This is a genomic window from Phyllobacterium sp. TAF24 (assembly GCF_052113785.1).
In the GTDB taxonomy this organism is placed as follows: domain Bacteria; phylum Pseudomonadota; class Alphaproteobacteria; order Rhizobiales; family Rhizobiaceae; genus Phyllobacterium.
On record NZ_JBFRDN010000014.1, the window covers coordinates 14,042 to 29,318 of the forward strand.

Genomic DNA, 15,277 nt, shown 5'->3' on the forward strand with positions numbered 1-15,277 from the left:
CGGGCGATTGAGATTCAGGATACGAAAAAATGACTATGATTGTTCAGCTGCGCGATACGCTTCGCGTCGTCCGTGAATTCATTGTTCCGACCTACCGTCCGGAACGCCATTACATGCGCGGCCCCGGCCCCGCTTGTGCCCAGCGCAACCACGGTCAGGCATGATGGTAAACACGCGCGTCAGACGGAGCCTCATCACGGGCTCGCAAGCCATAGTCACGCATAACAGCCGCAATCCGCAGCCGGTAATCGGCAAAGACCCCGGCGCGGCCTGCGCTCTGGGCAGCGCGATGTTCCTCGGTCTGGCGCCAAGCCGCAACTGAGGCTTCGTCGCGCCAGAATGACAGGGAAAGATAGCGGTTCTCGTTGGCAAGGCTACGGAACCGTTCGACGGAGATAAACCCGTCCATCTTTTCCAGAAGCGGGCGCAGATTGGCCGCCCGCTCGAAATATTCATGATCGAGACCTTCCGCAGGCTCAACTTCGAAAATCACCGCAATCATTTGATCAATCCCCCATTATTGCCCGTTACCCTGCGCAGGAACGTACGGTCCTCGCGGCGGATGAATTTTCTCTCACGCGAAAACTCATAATTGGCACGGCCAAGCGGATCAGCCGTCAACCGGGCACGATAGGCCTCATAGGCCGCCAGATCCTCGATATTGTAAATACCATAGGCGAGCGTGGCAGAACCTTCATGTGGTGCGTAATAGCCGATCAGATCCGCACCGCAGCGCGGGATCGCCTCGTTCCAGTTGCGCGCATAATCAACGAACGCATCTTTCTGATACGGATCGATTTCATATTTGATAATGCAGGTGATGCTCATAATGGCCGCTCCTTTGTGTGGACTGGCCTTTTGTAGAGCGGGCTGGCGCGTTGATGCTTCGATCCCGGCCGAAGTGTTGACCCGGCGGCAAGCGCCGGGTCAAAGATTAATCAGGCGTCGAGGCCGTCAAACAATGCCGTTGAGAGATAGCGCTCGGCAAAGGACGGAATGATCACAACGATATTCTTACCCTTGTTTTCAGGGCGCTTGCCCAGCTCAATGGCCGCAGTCAGCGCTGCGCCGGAAGAAATTCCGACTGGCACACCTTCCAGCTTTGCCACCAGACGGGCATTGATGAAGGCATCTTCATTGGAAACCTGAATAACCTCATCATAGATGTGCGTGTCGAGCACCTGCGGCGCAAAACCGGCCCCAATGCCCTGAATTTTGTGCGGGCCGGGATTGCCGCCTGACAGAACAGGTGAATCCTTCGGCTCAACCGCAACGATACGCACATCAGGCTTGCGCTGCTTCAGCACCTGACCGACACCGGTGATCGTGCCGCCGGTGCCGATGCCCGACACAAAAATATCAACCTTGCCGTCAGTGTCGTTCCAGATTTCCTCGGCCGTGGTCTTGCGGTGGATTTCCGGATTGGCCGGATTGTCGAACTGGCCGGGAATGACTGCATCCGGCGTTGTCTCAACCAGTTCGTTGGCCTTGGCAATCGCGCCCTTCATGCCCTTGGCGCCTTCCGTCAACACCAGTTCGGCACCCAGCAGTTTCAGCATCTTGCGACGCTCGACTGACATGGTTTCCGGCATGGTGAGGATCAGGCGGTATCCCTTGGCAGCGGCAGCGAAGGCCAGTGCAATACCTGTATTGCCAGAGGTCGGTTCAACAAAAGTGGTTTTGCCGGGCGTTGCTTTGCCCTGCGCTTCCAGAGCTTCAATGAGGGCTACGCCGATACGATCCTTGACGCTGGCAATCGGATTGAAGAATTCAAGCTTGGCCAGAAGATTGGCACCAACACCCTGATCCTTTGCCAGCTTATCAAGGCGGACAATCGGCGTATCGCCAATCGTATCGACAATGGAATTGTAGATACGGCCACGACCGGGTTTGCGCGCGTCACCAGTGCTCATGAAAGTGCTCCCTCGAATTGGACAGGTTGATATCTTATGGCGCGAGCATGAAAATTCATAGTCGAACTCATGCGCAAATGCCCAGTCAGTGAGAAAAATCTGCTAATATAGATATCCGATTAGAATAAAATTCTACATTTACGAGGTCCGGCCAGCGATAGCCAAAGCGGCACCCGCCATGAAAGCAGCCGCTGTCCGGTTCAGTCTTTTCAAGGCACGCGGGGATTGCAGAAACCAGCGTGCCTTGGAAGCAAGCGCCAGATAAGGCACGAGCACGCCTATCAAAGTCAGAACTGTCACCACGGCCAATACGGCATAATCCGCCAGCGTAATGGCGTGCAGATCAATCAGGGTCGGCGTGAGCGCGATATAGAAGATCATGGTTTTCGGATTGCCGAGCGTTACTGCAAGGCCCGAGAGAATGCCGGAGACAACGCCACCATTACTGCGTTTGGCTTCAATCTTTTCAGCCGAAATGCCGGAGTTCCAGAAACTCCAGGCAAGATAGGCAAGGTAGGCCACGCCAGCCCATTTGATCAGCAGAAACACGGTGCCAAAAGTCTGCGCCACCATGGCAAGGCCAAGCACCACGGCGGTCAGATAAGTCAGATCGCCAATGACGAGACCAAAGGACATATACAGCGCCGAACGGAAACCAGAACCGAGCGCACGCGCAATCAGCGCGGTAATACCGGGCCCAGGAATGGCGGCAGCAATGGCAAGAGCGCCTGAATAGGTGATGAAACCGGCAAGTGTCATGATCAATCCCTATCTGAGAACTGCGGCTGGAGAATACTCTGATTTTCGGCAGTGGCAACACGGCTCAACGAAACGCCAAACCAAGGTATCGTTTCAATTTTCAGGACTGGAGAAATTTATGATGACGTCTTTCAACTCATCATAAAGGGCCGGATTTTCCGCAATCACACTATAGGGCGCACAACGGATAATTGCACGAATACTGCTTTTCGCCAGCAGGTCAAAACTCTTTGCTTTGGATGGCTTGATGATTTCAGGCTTGCCGATAATCGTGCCATCCTTGTCCAACTTGAACTTCACAGTGACAGTGCGTGCAATATCCTTACGCATATCTGGTATATTCCAGCAGGCCTGAATGCTCAGTCTTATCTTTTGAGCAATTGCTTGGACTTCCAGATCCGAAGCCTTTTTGTCAGAAGCCTGAACTGCGGATGTCCCAAGGGGTATCGCCAAAGAAAGAGCAATGACAGCTCGTCCAATCATCCCTGACATCCCATTCATGGCACCAGAAAACCCTGTCCCAACGGATCATCATCCTCGACGATAAACTCCGCCTTGCCGCTGTAATAGGCATGCCCGGAAACCCGTGCCGTAATGGCATCGAAAGAGCCCGCCTTTGTTGTCGAAGCCACAGCCCCGGCAAAACGCGAACCGACAATGCTTTCAAAAATCCGGGCCTGACTTGCGTGAATCTGGCCCTTGGCATGCATGGCGGCAAGACGCGCTGTGACGCCCGATCCCGTTGGCGAGCGATCCAGCTGCGCATCGGCAAAAATACAGACATTCTTCGTCGGCGCTTCCGACCAGCTATCGAGCCCGTCAGTCAGGATCGTACCATAGAGAAAGGCGAGGTCCTTATGATCCGGGTGTTCCAGCGGCACAGCCTCTTTCACCGCCTCGGTCAAAAGCCTTGCCGCGTCGATGAATTTGCGGGCGGGATCGCGGCCAAATTCCAGACCGAACTGCTGGCAATGGGCGAGCGCATAATAGGCGCCGCCATAGGCCACATCGAATGTGACTTCGCCATACGTTGGCAGATTGATGGTGCGGTCTCCAGCAAACAGGAAAGCCGGAACGCTCTCGAACGAGACACTGGCTGACTTGCCGTCCTTCACCTCAACCGAGGCCACCACCATGCCGCATGGGCATTCGATATGAACCGTGGTGACAGGCTCGACCTTTGCCACCAGACCATAATCGATGGCATAGCGGCCAAGCGCGAGGATCGCGTGGCCGCACATGGTCGAATAGCCTTCATTGTGCATGAACAGCACGGCGAGATCAGCGCCGGGTAAATTCGGTTCGACCAGCAGCGCGCCATACATATCAAAATGGCCGCGCGGCTCGAACATCAGAATCTTGCGCAAATGGTCAAGATTGTCCCTGACATAGGCGCGCTTTTCGAGGATCGTGCCTTTTGGCAGCACAGGATATCCCCCGGTGATGATACGCAGCGGCTCGCCGCCCGTATGCATATCGACAACAGTCAGTGGCGCGGCCATCAGGCGATGCCCAGAAGTGCGAGCAGCTTGCGCATATCGTCGAAGAGAATACCGCCCGCCGCGACAAGACCTTCATGATCGGCATGTTCATCGCCGCAATAGGAAAAGACTCGCATTCCTGCCGCTGTTCCGGCGGTGGTGCCGGCAACGCTATCTTCAATCACCACTGACCGGGATGGTTCAAAGCCCATCTGCTTTGCCGCATGCAGGAAGAGATCAGGGAACGGCTTGCCCCGCGCCACCATCGACGCGCTGTAGAGTACATCCTGAAAGTGGCCGATCAGCCCGGTTTTGCCGAGCGTCAGGTGCATTTTTTCGATATTGGCCGAGGATGCCACGCAATAGGCAAGCTGGGCCTGCTTCACCGCGTTGATGACATCCTCAATATGCGGGATGGCCTCGACGCCATTTTCAAAGATGACTGGAATGGCCTGATACCAGCGCTCAACAAAATCCTCGCCCAGCGAATAGCCTTCCGCCTCGACCTTTTCTTTCACCGCCCGCATCGGCATGCCGCACAGGTTCTTGCGCGCTTCATCGAAGGTGATGGGATAGCCCGAAGCATTGAGCATCTTGATGAGATGCTGATTGGCAAGCGTTTCGGTATCGACCAGAACCCCGTCACAGTCGAAAATCACCAGATCGGGGCGCGTCATATTTACTTGTCCTTGTCGATGCCTTGGGAATAGAGATTTTGCAGCTCCGCAAACGTCACACCTGCCGTTGAGAACCCAAAAGTACCATTATCGAGCACTTCGCGGGCCGCATCGCGAATAGCGGTAAAGGCGGCGGTGGTCAGCCTTGGTCCCAGCGAAACACGCCGCACACCAACAGCCGCCAATTCGCTGACACTGAGCGGAGCCGGAGCCAAAACGCTGACCGGCTTCGACACCGACGCGCAGATGGTGCGGATAGTTTCAAGATCGGAAATGCCGGGGGCGAACAGCACATCGGCGCCCGCCTTGTCAAAAGCCTGCAGTCGCTTGATGGTGTCATCAAGGTCGCGACGGCCACGCAGGAAGTTTTCGGCCCGGGCGGTGAAAACGAAATCATTCTTCAATGCTCGCGCTGCTTCCGCAGCCGCTGCAACACGTTCAACCGCATGGGAAAAATCGTARATCGGCTTGTCCGGGTCGCCGGAGAAATCCTCGATGGAACAACCGGCAAGGCCAGCGGCTTCCGCAGCAAAGATCGTCTCGCCCGCGCTGTCGGCGCTATCGCCCTTGCCTTTTTCCAGATCGCCCGAGACAGGCAGATCGGTTGCCGCAACAAGATCGCGGCAATGCTGCATCATGACATCAAAGGTAATGGCGCCATCGGGCAGAGCACGCGAAAAGGCAAACCCGGCACTGCTGGTCGCCAGAGCTTTGAAACCCAATGAGCCGAGAAACTGTGCCGTGCCGGGGTCCCATGGATTAGGCATCAAGAGAATTTCCGGCCCCTGATGCAGCTGACGGAAAACCTTGCCCTTGTCCATGATATCCTCCACCATCATCAACTTACGACGTTCCCGTTGATCCGAATCCTCCGGCACCACGTGCCGTCTCACTGGCATGCTGCCGCTCTTCAACGGCAAGCTGAACCACTGGAGCCAGCACGACCTGCGCAATGCGCATGCCACGCTCGACATAGAAATCGTCATCTCCGAGATTGATCAGGATTACTTTTACCTCACCCCGATAGTCGGAATCAATGGTCCCCGGCGTGTTGAGGCAGGTAATTCCGTTTTTGAGCGCAAGGCCGGAACGCGGCCTGACCTGCGCTTCATACCCTTCAGGGATTTCGAAGATCAAACCGGTGGGAACCAATGCCCGGCGACCGGGTAACAAAAGGAGCGGTCTGTCCTCCGGTACGGCGGCACGCAGATCCATGCCGGCGGAACCTGACGTTTCATAGGAGGGCAAATCAAGGTCCTGCCCATGCGGCAACCTGACAAGACCGAGAGCGGGGCGCACAGATCGTGCGGAATCGGATGATTGAGACATGAGATCACCTTTTTCACCAGTCTGCGAGATTGGTCAACCGGCAAGATTTGCTGCGATCATTCTTTGCACACAATCTCTTTCTAGCTGTCAATGCGGCCAGACGATTCCCAAGCGCCGCGCGACGCGCTATTGTCAGCCATATCAGACGTGAATCGGGTGAATCATGTGTCGTTGGGCAGCCTATCTCGGACCTCAGCTTTATCTGGAAGATGTCATTGCCTCGCCCTGTCATTCGCTGATCGCCCAAAGCCATGACGCCCATGAAGCCAAGACCCGCACCAATGGCGACGGTTTTGGCGTTGCCTGGTATGGCGAGCGGGCTGAGCCCGGCCTTTATCGCGATATCCTTCCCGCCTGGTCGGATCAGAACCTGAAGAGCCTTTCCCGGCAAATCCGCTCCCACCTGTTTCTCGCCCATGTGCGCGCCTCCACCGGCGGCGCGACCAGCCGAACCAATTGCCATCCTTTTGTCTCGGGCAAATGGAGCTTTATGCATAACGGGCAGATCGGCCATTTCGATAAGCTGCGGCGCGGGCTGGAAGCCAGGCTTGATGATGCACTCTATGTGCAAAAGCTTGGATCAACGGATTCGGAACTGATTTTCCTGCTGATGCTRCAACACGGGCTCGACAAAGACCCGGCACAGTCGCTGATTGAGACGGTCAATGTGATCACGGCGGAAGCAGAACGCGCCGGTGTGCCGCCATTCATCCGGCTGACGGCTGCCTTTTCCGACGGCGCCCAGCTTTATGCCGTGCGTTATGCCACTGATCGCTTCGCGCCGACGCTTTACACGGCCACCCTTTCGCCCAGCTCCGGCCTTTGCGTTGTCTCGGAACCACTTGATGGTGAAGCGGAGAACTGGATGCCGGTTCCACCCAATAGTTTCGTGACAGTGAAAAACAGCAAGCGCATCGCCATCGAGCCTTTTATGGCGCAGGAGAAATCCGGGCCGGTGCTGGAGAGCGTTTGAACCGCGACATCGCTATCAAGCAGCTTGGTGTGTCATGGAATCGAGCGCGACGATCTTGTCGATTTCCGCCTGCTTGTTGCGGCTTTCAATCTTGAGATCATAGGACGTCTGCATATTCATCCAGAACTCAGGTGAGGTCTTGAAGAACTTTGCCAGCCGCAATGCGGTATCCGGCGTGACAGCCGTCTGCTCCGCAACGAGGCGCTCTATGCGCGTCCGCGGGACGTTAAGTGCTTTCGCCAGCGCACCGGCACTCATGCTGAGCGGGACAAGAAATTCTTCGCGAAGAATTTCGCCGGGATGAATTGGGGGTAAGTTGACTTTTGCCATGCTCGTTTCCTTGGAGGCTAATGATAATCGGCAATCTCTACCTGTTCAGCACCTGCATTGGTCCAGATAAAGCAAATGCGCCATTGATTGTTGATGCGGATTGAGTGCTGCCCTTTTCGATCTCCACGAAGGGCCTCCAACCGATTGGCCGGAGGGGCTCGAAGGTCGTTCAAAGACATAGCGTGTTCTATCATCGTCAGTTTGCGCACAGCGCGTTGAAAAATCTCCGCCTGAAACCCTTTTGGAATTTTCCCAAGTGCAACAGCTTCCGTTAATTTGTCCTTGAATGAACATATCATCACTGCCTCAAATACGTGTATCATAATATGATACACTGGTGAGTCAAGTCGAATGTATCACACCGTGATACAACCTTAGTATAAGAGCTATTTGAATTGATGGTCGACGGCAGCGGCTTCGGCTGATAGAAGGCGCGCAACCCTTGAATTATTGAGTTTGAGCCTTTTCATGTCTTCTGCCGATCATCCCGTTTCGAAACGCCGTACCTTTGCGATCATCGCGCACCCGGACGCCGGTAAAACCACGCTGACTGAAAAGCTGCTGCTTTTCGGTGGGGCGATCCAGCTTGCCGGTGAAGTCAAGGCCAAGAAGGACCGTATCCAGACGCGCTCCGACTGGATGAATATCGAGCGGGATCGCGGGATCTCGGTGGTCACATCCGTGATGACCTTCGAGTATAAGGACTGCATTTTCAATCTGCTTGATACGCCCGGTCACGAAGACTTTGCTGATGATACTTATCGCACACTGACTGCTGTCGACAGCGCCGTCATGGTCATTGATGCCGCCAAAGGTATTGAAGCACGGACGCTGAAACTGTTCGAAGTCTGCCGCATGCGCGATATTCCGATCGTCACCTTCGTCAACAAGATGGACCGGGAAAGCCGCGATCCTTACGAAATTCTTGACGAGATCGAGCAGAAACTGGCGCTGGATACGGCGCCGATCACCTGGCCGATTGGCCGAGGCAAAAGCTTTGCCGGCACCTATAATCTGCAGGACAACACCGTGCGTCGCCGCGATGAGGAAGAAAAGCCAACGCCAGTCAATGGCCCGGAAGCTTCAGGCGCCTCCGGATTGCTGCCGGAGAATGAACGGCAGGCTTGGATCGAAGAAGTGACGCTGGCGCGCGATGCGTGCAATCCATTCGATCTGCAGTCTTTCCGCGAAGGTCACATGACCCCGGTTTATTTCGGCTCGGCCCTGCGCAATTACGGCGTGCGCGACCTCATTGAAGCCTTCTGTGATTTCGGCCCAAGCCCGCGCGCGCAGGATGCCGATACACGCCGCGTCGAGGCGACCGAAGACAAGATGACCGGATTTGTGTTCAAGATTCAGGCCAATATGGACCCTAATCACCGCGACCGCATTGCGTTCCTACGCGTGTGTTCAGGCAAGCTATCGCGCGGTATGAAGGCGAAACTGGTGCGTACAGGCAAGCCGATGAGCCTTTCTGCACCGCAATTCTTCTTTGCCCGCAGCCGCCAGATTGCGGATGAGGCATGGGCTGGGGATGTGGTGGGCATTCCTAACCACGGCACCCTGCGCATCGGCGATACGCTGACCGAAGGCGAGGACATCCTGTTTCGCGGCGTACCGAACTTTGCGCCTGAAATTCTGCGCCGCGTGCGGCTTGACGATGCGATGAAGGCCAAGAAGCTGCGCGAAGCCCTGCAGCAGATGGCGGAAGAAGGCGTTGTCCAGCTGTTCCTGCCGGATGATGGCTCGCCCGCAATCGTCGGTGTTGTTGGCGCCCTGCAGATCGATGTTCTGACGGAACGCCTGAAAGTGGAATATACGCTGCCTGTCGGCTTCGAGCCCGCACGCTTTACCATTGCGCGTTGGATTACCGCCGACGATCCGGCGGAATTGCAGCGTTTCATCAATGCGCACCGGGCTGATATAGCCCACGATCTCGACAATGATCCGGTGTTCCTGGCGCAGAATTCATTCTCGCTGTCCTATGAGGCGGAGCGCTGGAAAGACATTCGTTTCGCCGCCATCAAGGACTATCAGGTCCGCGAAAAGGCGGCCTGATACCGTAATTCTTCAATTGAAACAGCTATTAAGCCTTTCCCTTTGCTTTTTGTAGCGAGGGTAAGGCCTTAACTGTCCATGCGCAGAATTTTATATTCAACCAAACGGTTGACAATCGAATTCATGCGCTTATATTAAACCCTATGGTTGAATATAGCACACCCACTCTCGACGCGGTTTTTCATGCCCTCTCCGATCCAACACGCAGGGCAATGCTGCACCGGCTGTCAACAAGCGAACGCACCGTCAGCGAGTTGGCGACGCCGTTCAACATGTCGCTCGCCGGAGCTTCCAAGCACATCAAGGTGCTGGAAGCTGCAGGACTGGTTCGTCGCCATGTACAGGGACGGACGCATATCTGCGCCCTCCAGGCGGCCCGACTGGCTGAGGCACAGGAATGGCTGCGTTATTACGAGCAGTTCTGGGAAGAACGTCTCGACGATCTGGAAGATATTCTGCGTGCAGAGGATCGCGCGCTTGCCGAAAAGGCAAAACACGAGCGCCGCAAGGGCTCAAAACCCAAACATGAAATCAAGGAGTAGGAAAATGAGCCTGCATCAGGGAAATGACCAACTTGGAGTAGCAACAGCCCAGCGCACCGTTCGCATCGAACGGCTGCTCCCCGGCCCCGTTGAACGCGTATGGGAATACCTCACAGACCCGGAAAAGCGGGGCAAATGGCTGGCCAAAGGTCCGATGGCCGGACATGCGGGTGGGCCCGTCGAACTGATATTCCGCCATTCCGAATTGTCTAGCGCGCCAACACCGGAAAAGTACCAGAAGTATGAAGGGCACAAGAATGCCGGAACCATTATTCGCTGCGAGCCGCCGACATATCTTGCCATGACCTGGGAAGAAGGCGCGGGCGAACCATCGGAAGTCAGCTTTGAACTACAGGCCGTCGATGGCGATACCCTGTTGACTTTGACGCACAGCCGCCTTGCCGATCATGGCGCGATGGTGAGTGTCTCAAGCGGCTGGCATACGCATCTAGGCGTGCTGATCAATGTGCTTGATGGCGTTGAGACAACCGACTTCTGGGGAAAACTGGAAAGCCTCGAAGCGGAATATGATCGGATACTACCGGCCTGACCGAGCCTTTCGCATCGACATTGGCATAGCTATCAAAGGACAGACCATATGAAACCGCATTATGAAGGCAGCCATAATATCGCGATGAAAGTGCCGCCGCACCAGTATGAGGCAACAATCGCCTTCTACCGTGATGTGATCGGATTGAAGCCACTGCAAAACCATCTGCCCTCTATCGGGTTTCATTTTGGTTCCATTCAGCTCTGGATAGACAAGGCACCCGGTATGAGCCAAGCCGAGCTATGGCTGGAGATTGCTGCCGACGATTTGCGCTCGGCGGCTGTACATCTGAAGGATGCAGCTATTGTGCGTTGCGATGAAATTGAGGCGCTGCCGGAGGGGCATCAGGATTTTTGGATCACCAGCCCCTGCCAGATCATCCATCATGTTTCGCAAAAAGGCGATGGATGGTAAGTAGTAACTTACGCCATACAACAGGCCGGCTTCGTGCCGGCCTTTTACATTTATCAAATCAGCGCCGGAACTTGCGCTCAAACAGCAGAACTTTTTCACCCGTATATTGAATTTCATCAATGCGCTCAAAGCCCGTCTTTTCAGCAACGCGGACGGAAGCGATATTCTCCGGCGAGATGATGCAGCGTGCATAATCCTGCTTGAAGAAGTCATCGCCCCAGGCAGCGGCAGCGGCGAGCGCCTCACTGGCATAGCCTTTGCCATGCGTCTCCGGCGCCAGAACCCAGCCCATTTCAGGCGTATCGCCAAAGGGCGGTTCGATGTCGCGTAGAAAATTGGCGAAGCCGAGATCGCCTATATAATGGCCGGTGGCTTTTTCCTCCACAGCCCAGAAGCCGTAGCCATTCAAAGCCCACAGACCCGCATATTTTAACAGACGTGCCCACGAAAGTTCACGGGTTGAGGGCTTGCCTGTAATGAATTCATAGACGGATGGATGTGTCCACACGGTGTGCAGGGCTTCGAAATCCCCAAGACGATGCTCACGCAGGATAAGGCGTTCAGTTTCAACAACAGGAATGGTGGAGGTCATACGGAATCCATTTGAAATCTTTGCATGACTTTTTGACGGCTGTTGCGCGCAGTGTCAAATGGCTAATTGTATAAGCACAGGCTTACAGATATTTGATCAGCACTGCGTTTGCATGACGCTCATCTTCAAGCGCAAAATCAACCGTGCCAATTCTCTCGAACGCCCTTGTTTCATAGAATGTTCGCGCGCGATGGTTCTCAAGATTGACCATAAGGAAAACCTCATTCCAGCCCTTGGCACGGCTGTGATCCATTGCCGCCTGCAACAGGGCACTGCCTACACCGTGACCGGAAAAATGCTCTTGAACATAGAGCGTTTCAATTTCGACGCTCTCAAGCCGACGCACCGGACAGATGGCGCGATATGCAATCTTCACATAGCCGACGAGACAGGCATCGACCTCGCATACAAGCAGCTGTTTTGCGCCATTCGCGATCTCTGCGGCCAGTTTTTTCTCGGTAAATGCAGCAAAGACGTAACGGGAGAGCGTATTGCGCAAACCGGCCTTGGCATAGGTGTGCAGCCAGACCTGAGTGGATAGGGCCGCAAGATTGAGCGCGTCATCAGCCTTGGCCATTCTGATATGGAAAGTCATACTTCGATGGTCCGCAATGCCGCAGCAATACGGGCTGCCAAGCGCTCCGCCACCTCTTCCTTGCTCATATCGGGCCATTCCTCGATGCCTGAGCGCGTAACGATACGCACCGCATTGCGGTCACCGCCCATCACACCGGTCGTGTGGCTGACATCATTGGCAACAATCCAATCGGCGCCCTTCTTGTCGAGCTTCTTGCGAGCATTGGCGAGCAGATCCTGTGTTTCGGCAGCAAAGCCAACCACAAGGCGCGGGCGCTGCTTGTTGTGCCCGACCCCAGCAAGAATATCGGGGTTCTCCACCATTTGCAGGGCGGGCGCTGCTTCACCTGATTGCTTCTTGATCTTTTCCCCAGCCTCGTTGGCGGTGCGCCAGTCCGCAACTGCGGCCACCATCACCGCCGCATCGGCGGGCAGAAACTGTTCCACGGCATCGCGCATTTCACGGGCCGACTCCACATGCACCACCGAGACGCCCTCGGGATCGGGAATCTTAACCGGCCCGGAGACCAGATGCACCGTTGCACCCAGCTGCGCCAATGCGGCGGCTATGGCATGGCCCTGCTTGCCGGAGGAGCGGTTGGCAATATAACGCACGGGATCAATGGGTTCATGCGTCGGGCCTGACGTCATGACAATGGTCTTTCCAGCAAGCGGTTTTGGTCGGCGATCCAGCAACTTTTCAATTGCTGCGACAATCTCCAGCGGTTCCGCCATGCGGCCCGCACCGCTCTCGCCACTTTCGGCCATCTCGCCACTGTTCGGCCCGACAAACCGGATGCCATCCTTTGCAAGGGTTGCGCGATTGCGCCTCGTTGCAGGATGGTTCCACATTCTTGGATTCATGGCCGGGGCGATGAGTACCGGCTTGTCCGTCGCCATCAGCACCGCCGAGGCCAGATCATTGGCAAGGCCATTTGCCATCTTTGCCATCAGATCAGCCGTGGCGGGGGCGACGACAATCAGGTCCGCCTCGCGCGACAGGCGGATATGCCCGACATCATGCTCGTCCTCACGGGAAAACAGCTCGGTAAACACCTTGTCTGCCGCCAGCGCACCAACAGAGAGCGGCGTAACAAACTCTTCCGCTGCCTTGGTCAGGACAGGACGCACATGTGCACCGCGCTCACGCAATCGCCGGATGAGATGAAGACATTTATAGGCCGCTATGCCGCCACCAATGATCAGAAGAATATCCCGCTCGGCGAGAAACTGAGCCGGGTTTTTCTTACCCTCCCCCTTGAACAAAGGGGCGGACCGCAGATGCGAGACGGGGGAGGATAAGGCAACATCATGCGTCATTTCACCAAGAAGAAGGCGTACTTCCTCCTCCATGGAGCGACCATGGGCAGCGGCGCGCAGCCGCAACTTTTCTTTGGTGGCATCGTCAAGGTTGCGAATGGTAATGCTGGCCATATGATTGCACTCCAGAGAAGAAGACTGCATGTAATGCAATCATTGCAATCATATTAGCGCAAATATACTCAAAAAAGAAGCGCGTAAGTGATGATGACAAGGCAGATTGCAATCACCCAAAGCGCAACACGCCCAGACCGGGTGTGCCGGGCTTCGGCTTTGCCGATGGCTTTTGCAGTCTCATCATCGAAGCGGAAGCCCTGTTCTGCCATCCGGTCCATTTCCTTGGACAGGCGATCCGCACGCGCAACGAGTTCCGGTGCCTGCCGGGCAAGATGCAGCATTGCCCCAACACCTTCGCGCGCATCGGCAAGGATACCTTGCGGGCCGAGATTGCGGCGAATCCATTCACCGACAACAGGCTCCGAGGCCTTCCACATATTGAAATGCGGATCGAGCGTGCGGGAGACACCTTCCACCACAACCATGGTTTTTTGCAGCATGACAAGCTCGGGCCGCGTTTCCATGTCGAAAAGCTCGGTGACCTCGAACAGCAAAGTCAGCAGCTTGGCCATGGAAATGGTTTCAGCCGGCTGGCCGTGGATCGGCTCACCAATGGCGCGGATTGCCTGGGCAAAGCTAGCCACATCGTGGTGATGCGGCACATAACCCGCCTCAAAATGCACTTCAGCCACACGGACATAGTCGCGGGTGATGAAGCCATAAAGGATTTCCGCAAGGAACCGCCGCTCCTTTTTGCCAAGCCGCCCGGTAATGCCAAAATCCACCGCAACAATATGGCCCTTGTCGTCAACAAACATATTGCCGGGATGCATGTCTGCATGGAAAAACCCGTCCCGCAGCGTGTGGCGCAGAAAAGACTGGATTAACGTTTCGGCGAGACCAACGAGATTATAGCCCGCAGCGCGCAAGCCCTCGATATCCGACATCTTGATGCCGTCAATCCACTCAAGCGTCAGCACATCGCGTCCGGTGCGCTCCCAATCAACAGTTGGCACGCGAAAACCCGGATCATTCTTGGTGTTTTCGCCGATCTCCGAAAGGGCCGCCGCTTCCAGCCGCAAATCCATTTCAATGCGTGTGGTCTGTGCGAGGGTGCGTGTCACTTCAATGGGACGCAGGCGGCGTGTGGCGGGAACATAACGTTCCTGCCATTGCGCCACCATGAAGAAGCTTTCCAGATCATTGTTGAAACGTTGACGTACGCCAGGCCGCACAACCTTGACCGCGACCTTATGGTCTTCGCCATTCACCTTGACGTAGGCAGGGTGAACCTGCGCAATCGACGCGGCGGCTATTGGTTCACCGAGGCTTACATAGAGATCATTGACTGAACGGCCAAGCGAGCCTTCAATGGCCTTTACCGATGCTTCCATCGGGAAAAAATCAAGCTGGTCCTGCAGAAGCGCCAGATCATCGGCCACTTCCGTGCCAACAACATCGGGCCGTGTCGCCAGAAACTGGCCGAGCTTCACATAGGACGGTCCCAGCTTGTTGATCGCCCGCGACATGCGCTCGGACCGGCGGGCCGTGCGGGCGCGTCGCCGTGCCAGTAGCCCCGCCACACGATGGCCAAATGCCGGAAGACCGCTCAGCCCTTCAGCTGGCAAAGCGGAGATAACGCCTTCGCGCGTCATGATCCATCCGGCCCGGATCAGGCGAAATACTGCTGCAAACTTACTCATTCA

The 15,277-nt window shown here is 55.7% G+C and carries 21 protein-coding genes; 6 read left to right on the plus strand and 15 right to left on the minus strand.

Features of this window, described 5'->3' with window-relative positions:
- The first annotated feature begins 29 nt into the window (after positions 1 to 29).
- Positions 30 to 164 (plus strand): hypothetical protein, encoded by a 135-nt coding sequence (locus AB4Y96_RS13535; RefSeq protein ID WP_280139032.1) that lies wholly within the window; start codon positions 30 to 32, stop codon positions 162 to 164.
- On the opposite strand, the gene AB4Y96_RS13540 is transcribed toward AB4Y96_RS13535, so the two are convergent.
- The 9 genes from AB4Y96_RS13540 to dut all read right to left on the minus strand — a co-directional run bounded on the left by AB4Y96_RS13540 (position 155) and on the right by dut (position 6,159).
- On the minus strand, positions 155 to 502 hold the full coding sequence (locus tag AB4Y96_RS13540; protein ID WP_112522558.1) for an antibiotic biosynthesis monooxygenase family protein: 348 nt from the start codon (positions 500 to 502) through the stop codon (positions 155 to 157). The genes AB4Y96_RS13535 and AB4Y96_RS13540 overlap by 10 nt on opposite strands.
- Positions 499 to 828 carry an NIPSNAP family protein gene (locus tag AB4Y96_RS13545; RefSeq protein ID WP_091878972.1) on the minus strand — a complete coding sequence of 110 codons (330 nt, stop codon included), beginning with the start codon at positions 826 to 828 and terminating at the stop codon, positions 499 to 501. Before AB4Y96_RS13545 ends, AB4Y96_RS13540 begins: the two co-directional genes overlap by 4 nt.
- Before the next feature lie 110 nt (positions 829 to 938).
- A complete protein-coding gene (gene cysK, locus AB4Y96_RS13550) occupies positions 939 to 1,913 on the minus strand; it encodes a cysteine synthase A (protein WP_091878974.1) in 975 nt (324 codons plus the stop codon).
- Between the two features lie 138 nt (positions 1,914 to 2,051).
- On the minus strand, positions 2,052 to 2,672 hold the full coding sequence (locus tag AB4Y96_RS13555) for a LysE family translocator (RefSeq protein WP_441918021.1): 621 nt from the start codon (positions 2,670 to 2,672) through the stop codon (positions 2,052 to 2,054).
- A 93-nt stretch (positions 2,673 to 2,765) separates the two neighbouring features.
- On the minus strand, positions 2,766 to 3,155 hold the full coding sequence (locus AB4Y96_RS13560) for an energy transducer TonB (RefSeq protein ID WP_441918023.1): 390 nt from the start codon (positions 3,153 to 3,155) through the stop codon (positions 2,766 to 2,768).
- 14 nt (positions 3,156 to 3,169) lie between these two features.
- Positions 3,170 to 4,174, minus strand: coding sequence for a proline racemase family protein (locus tag AB4Y96_RS13565; protein WP_441918024.1), 1,005 nt, complete (start codon positions 4,172 to 4,174; stop codon positions 3,170 to 3,172).
- Positions 4,174 to 4,830, minus strand: coding sequence for an HAD family hydrolase (locus tag AB4Y96_RS13570; RefSeq protein WP_441918026.1), 657 nt, complete (start codon positions 4,828 to 4,830; stop codon positions 4,174 to 4,176). Before AB4Y96_RS13570 ends, AB4Y96_RS13565 begins: the two co-directional genes overlap by 1 nt.
- Positions 4,831 to 4,832: 2 nt before the next feature.
- Positions 4,833 to 5,651, minus strand: a complete 819-nt coding sequence (locus AB4Y96_RS13575; protein WP_441918028.1) for an isocitrate lyase/PEP mutase family protein — start codon at positions 5,649 to 5,651, stop codon at positions 4,833 to 4,835.
- A gap of 22 nt (positions 5,652 to 5,673) precedes the next feature.
- Positions 5,674 to 6,159, minus strand: coding sequence for a dUTP diphosphatase (dut, locus tag AB4Y96_RS13580; RefSeq protein WP_091878983.1), 486 nt, complete (start codon positions 6,157 to 6,159; stop codon positions 5,674 to 5,676).
- Between the two features lie 163 nt (positions 6,160 to 6,322).
- Here dut and AB4Y96_RS13585 point away from each other — a divergent pair, with 163 nt between their 5' ends.
- Positions 6,323 to 7,132: a class II glutamine amidotransferase gene (locus AB4Y96_RS13585; RefSeq protein ID WP_441918030.1), complete on the plus strand. Its 810-nt coding sequence runs from the start codon at positions 6,323 to 6,325 to the stop codon at positions 7,130 to 7,132.
- 15 nt (positions 7,133 to 7,147) lie between these two features.
- Here the strand turns inward: AB4Y96_RS13585 and AB4Y96_RS13590 are convergent, their stop codons facing one another.
- Together AB4Y96_RS13590 and AB4Y96_RS13595 are read right to left on the minus strand one after the other, a co-directional pair.
- Positions 7,148 to 7,462, minus strand: coding sequence for a HigA family addiction module antitoxin (locus tag AB4Y96_RS13590; RefSeq protein ID WP_091878986.1), 315 nt, complete (start codon positions 7,460 to 7,462; stop codon positions 7,148 to 7,150).
- A 17-nt stretch (positions 7,463 to 7,479) separates the two neighbouring features.
- Positions 7,480 to 7,761, minus strand: a complete 282-nt coding sequence (locus tag AB4Y96_RS13595; RefSeq protein ID WP_091878988.1) for a type II toxin-antitoxin system RelE/ParE family toxin — start codon at positions 7,759 to 7,761, stop codon at positions 7,480 to 7,482.
- Positions 7,762 to 7,930: 169 nt separating this feature from the next.
- On the opposite strand from AB4Y96_RS13595, the gene AB4Y96_RS13600 reads away from it, so the two are divergent.
- From AB4Y96_RS13600 to AB4Y96_RS13615, 4 genes are all read left to right on the plus strand, one after another.
- Positions 7,931 to 9,520: a peptide chain release factor 3 gene (locus AB4Y96_RS13600; RefSeq protein WP_091878989.1), complete on the plus strand. Its 1,590-nt coding sequence runs from the start codon at positions 7,931 to 7,933 to the stop codon at positions 9,518 to 9,520.
- A 143-nt stretch (positions 9,521 to 9,663) separates the two neighbouring features.
- Complete coding sequence (locus tag AB4Y96_RS13605; RefSeq protein WP_441918032.1) at positions 9,664 to 10,062, plus strand: ArsR/SmtB family transcription factor; 399 nt, start codon at positions 9,664 to 9,666, stop codon at positions 10,060 to 10,062.
- A gap of 4 nt (positions 10,063 to 10,066) precedes the next feature.
- A complete protein-coding gene (locus AB4Y96_RS13610) occupies positions 10,067 to 10,612 on the plus strand; it encodes an SRPBCC family protein (RefSeq protein WP_441918034.1) in 546 nt (181 codons plus the stop codon).
- 48 nt (positions 10,613 to 10,660) lie between these two features.
- Positions 10,661 to 11,026 (plus strand): VOC family protein, encoded by a 366-nt coding sequence (locus AB4Y96_RS13615; RefSeq protein ID WP_441918035.1) that lies wholly within the window; start codon positions 10,661 to 10,663, stop codon positions 11,024 to 11,026.
- 58 nt (positions 11,027 to 11,084) lie between these two features.
- On the opposite strand, the gene AB4Y96_RS13620 is transcribed toward AB4Y96_RS13615, so the two are convergent.
- From AB4Y96_RS13620 to ubiB, 4 genes are all read right to left on the minus strand, one after another.
- Positions 11,085 to 11,618, minus strand: coding sequence for a GNAT family N-acetyltransferase (locus tag AB4Y96_RS13620; protein ID WP_441918036.1), 534 nt, complete (start codon positions 11,616 to 11,618; stop codon positions 11,085 to 11,087).
- Between the two features lie 82 nt (positions 11,619 to 11,700).
- Positions 11,701 to 12,213, minus strand: a complete 513-nt coding sequence (locus tag AB4Y96_RS13625) for a GNAT family N-acetyltransferase (protein ID WP_441918037.1) — start codon at positions 12,211 to 12,213, stop codon at positions 11,701 to 11,703.
- Positions 12,210 to 13,628 (minus strand): bifunctional phosphopantothenoylcysteine decarboxylase/phosphopantothenate--cysteine ligase CoaBC, encoded by a 1,419-nt coding sequence (coaBC, locus tag AB4Y96_RS13630; protein ID WP_441918038.1) that lies wholly within the window; start codon positions 13,626 to 13,628, stop codon positions 12,210 to 12,212. The genes AB4Y96_RS13625 and coaBC overlap by 4 nt, the downstream gene beginning before the upstream one ends.
- A 68-nt stretch (positions 13,629 to 13,696) precedes the next feature.
- Positions 13,697 to 15,274 (minus strand): 2-polyprenylphenol 6-hydroxylase, encoded by a 1,578-nt coding sequence (ubiB, locus tag AB4Y96_RS13635; protein ID WP_441918040.1) that lies wholly within the window; start codon positions 15,272 to 15,274, stop codon positions 13,697 to 13,699.
- Positions 15,275 to 15,277 lie beyond the last annotated feature (3 nt).

Excerpts from the sequence above, each read along its gene's own strand:
- AB4Y96_RS13535 (WP_280139032.1), top strand. The coding sequence starts at position 30 with ATGACTATGATTGTTCAGCTGCGCGATACGCTTCGCGTCGTCCGTGAA.
- AB4Y96_RS13540 (WP_112522558.1), bottom strand. The coding sequence starts at position 502 with ATGATTGCGGTGATTTTCGAAGTTGAGCCTGCGGAAGGTCTCGATCAT.
- AB4Y96_RS13545 (WP_091878972.1), bottom strand. The coding sequence starts at position 828 with ATGAGCATCACCTGCATTATCAAATATGAAATCGATCCGTATCAGAAA.
- cysK (WP_091878974.1), bottom strand. The coding sequence starts at position 1,913 with ATGAGCACTGGTGACGCGCGCAAACCCGGTCGTGGCCGTATCTACAAT.
- AB4Y96_RS13555 (WP_441918021.1), bottom strand. The coding sequence starts at position 2,672 with ATGACACTTGCCGGTTTCATCACCTATTCAGGCGCTCTTGCCATTGCT.
- AB4Y96_RS13560 (WP_441918023.1), bottom strand. The coding sequence starts at position 3,155 with ATGATTGGACGAGCTGTCATTGCTCTTTCTTTGGCGATACCCCTTGGG.
- AB4Y96_RS13565 (WP_441918024.1), bottom strand. The coding sequence starts at position 4,174 with ATGGCCGCGCCACTGACTGTTGTCGATATGCATACGGGCGGCGAGCCG.
- AB4Y96_RS13570 (WP_441918026.1), bottom strand. The coding sequence starts at position 4,830 with ATGACGCGCCCCGATCTGGTGATTTTCGACTGTGACGGGGTTCTGGTC.
- dut (WP_091878983.1), bottom strand. The coding sequence starts at position 6,159 with ATGTCTCAATCATCCGATTCCGCACGATCTGTGCGCCCCGCTCTCGGT.
- AB4Y96_RS13590 (WP_091878986.1), bottom strand. The coding sequence starts at position 7,462 with ATGGCAAAAGTCAACTTACCCCCAATTCATCCCGGCGAAATTCTTCGC.
- AB4Y96_RS13595 (WP_091878988.1), bottom strand. The coding sequence starts at position 7,761 with ATGATATGTTCATTCAAGGACAAATTAACGGAAGCTGTTGCACTTGGG.
- AB4Y96_RS13600 (WP_091878989.1), top strand. The coding sequence starts at position 7,931 with ATGTCTTCTGCCGATCATCCCGTTTCGAAACGCCGTACCTTTGCGATC.
- AB4Y96_RS13605 (WP_441918032.1), top strand. The coding sequence starts at position 9,664 with ATGGTTGAATATAGCACACCCACTCTCGACGCGGTTTTTCATGCCCTC.
- AB4Y96_RS13610 (WP_441918034.1), top strand. The coding sequence starts at position 10,067 with ATGAGCCTGCATCAGGGAAATGACCAACTTGGAGTAGCAACAGCCCAG.
- AB4Y96_RS13615 (WP_441918035.1), top strand. The coding sequence starts at position 10,661 with ATGAAACCGCATTATGAAGGCAGCCATAATATCGCGATGAAAGTGCCG.
- AB4Y96_RS13620 (WP_441918036.1), bottom strand. The coding sequence starts at position 11,618 with ATGACCTCCACCATTCCTGTTGTTGAAACTGAACGCCTTATCCTGCGT.
- AB4Y96_RS13625 (WP_441918037.1), bottom strand. The coding sequence starts at position 12,213 with ATGACTTTCCATATCAGAATGGCCAAGGCTGATGACGCGCTCAATCTT.
- coaBC (WP_441918038.1), bottom strand. The coding sequence starts at position 13,628 with ATGGCCAGCATTACCATTCGCAACCTTGACGATGCCACCAAAGAAAAG.
- ubiB (WP_441918040.1), bottom strand. The coding sequence starts at position 15,274 with ATGAGTAAGTTTGCAGCAGTATTTCGCCTGATCCGGGCCGGATGGATC.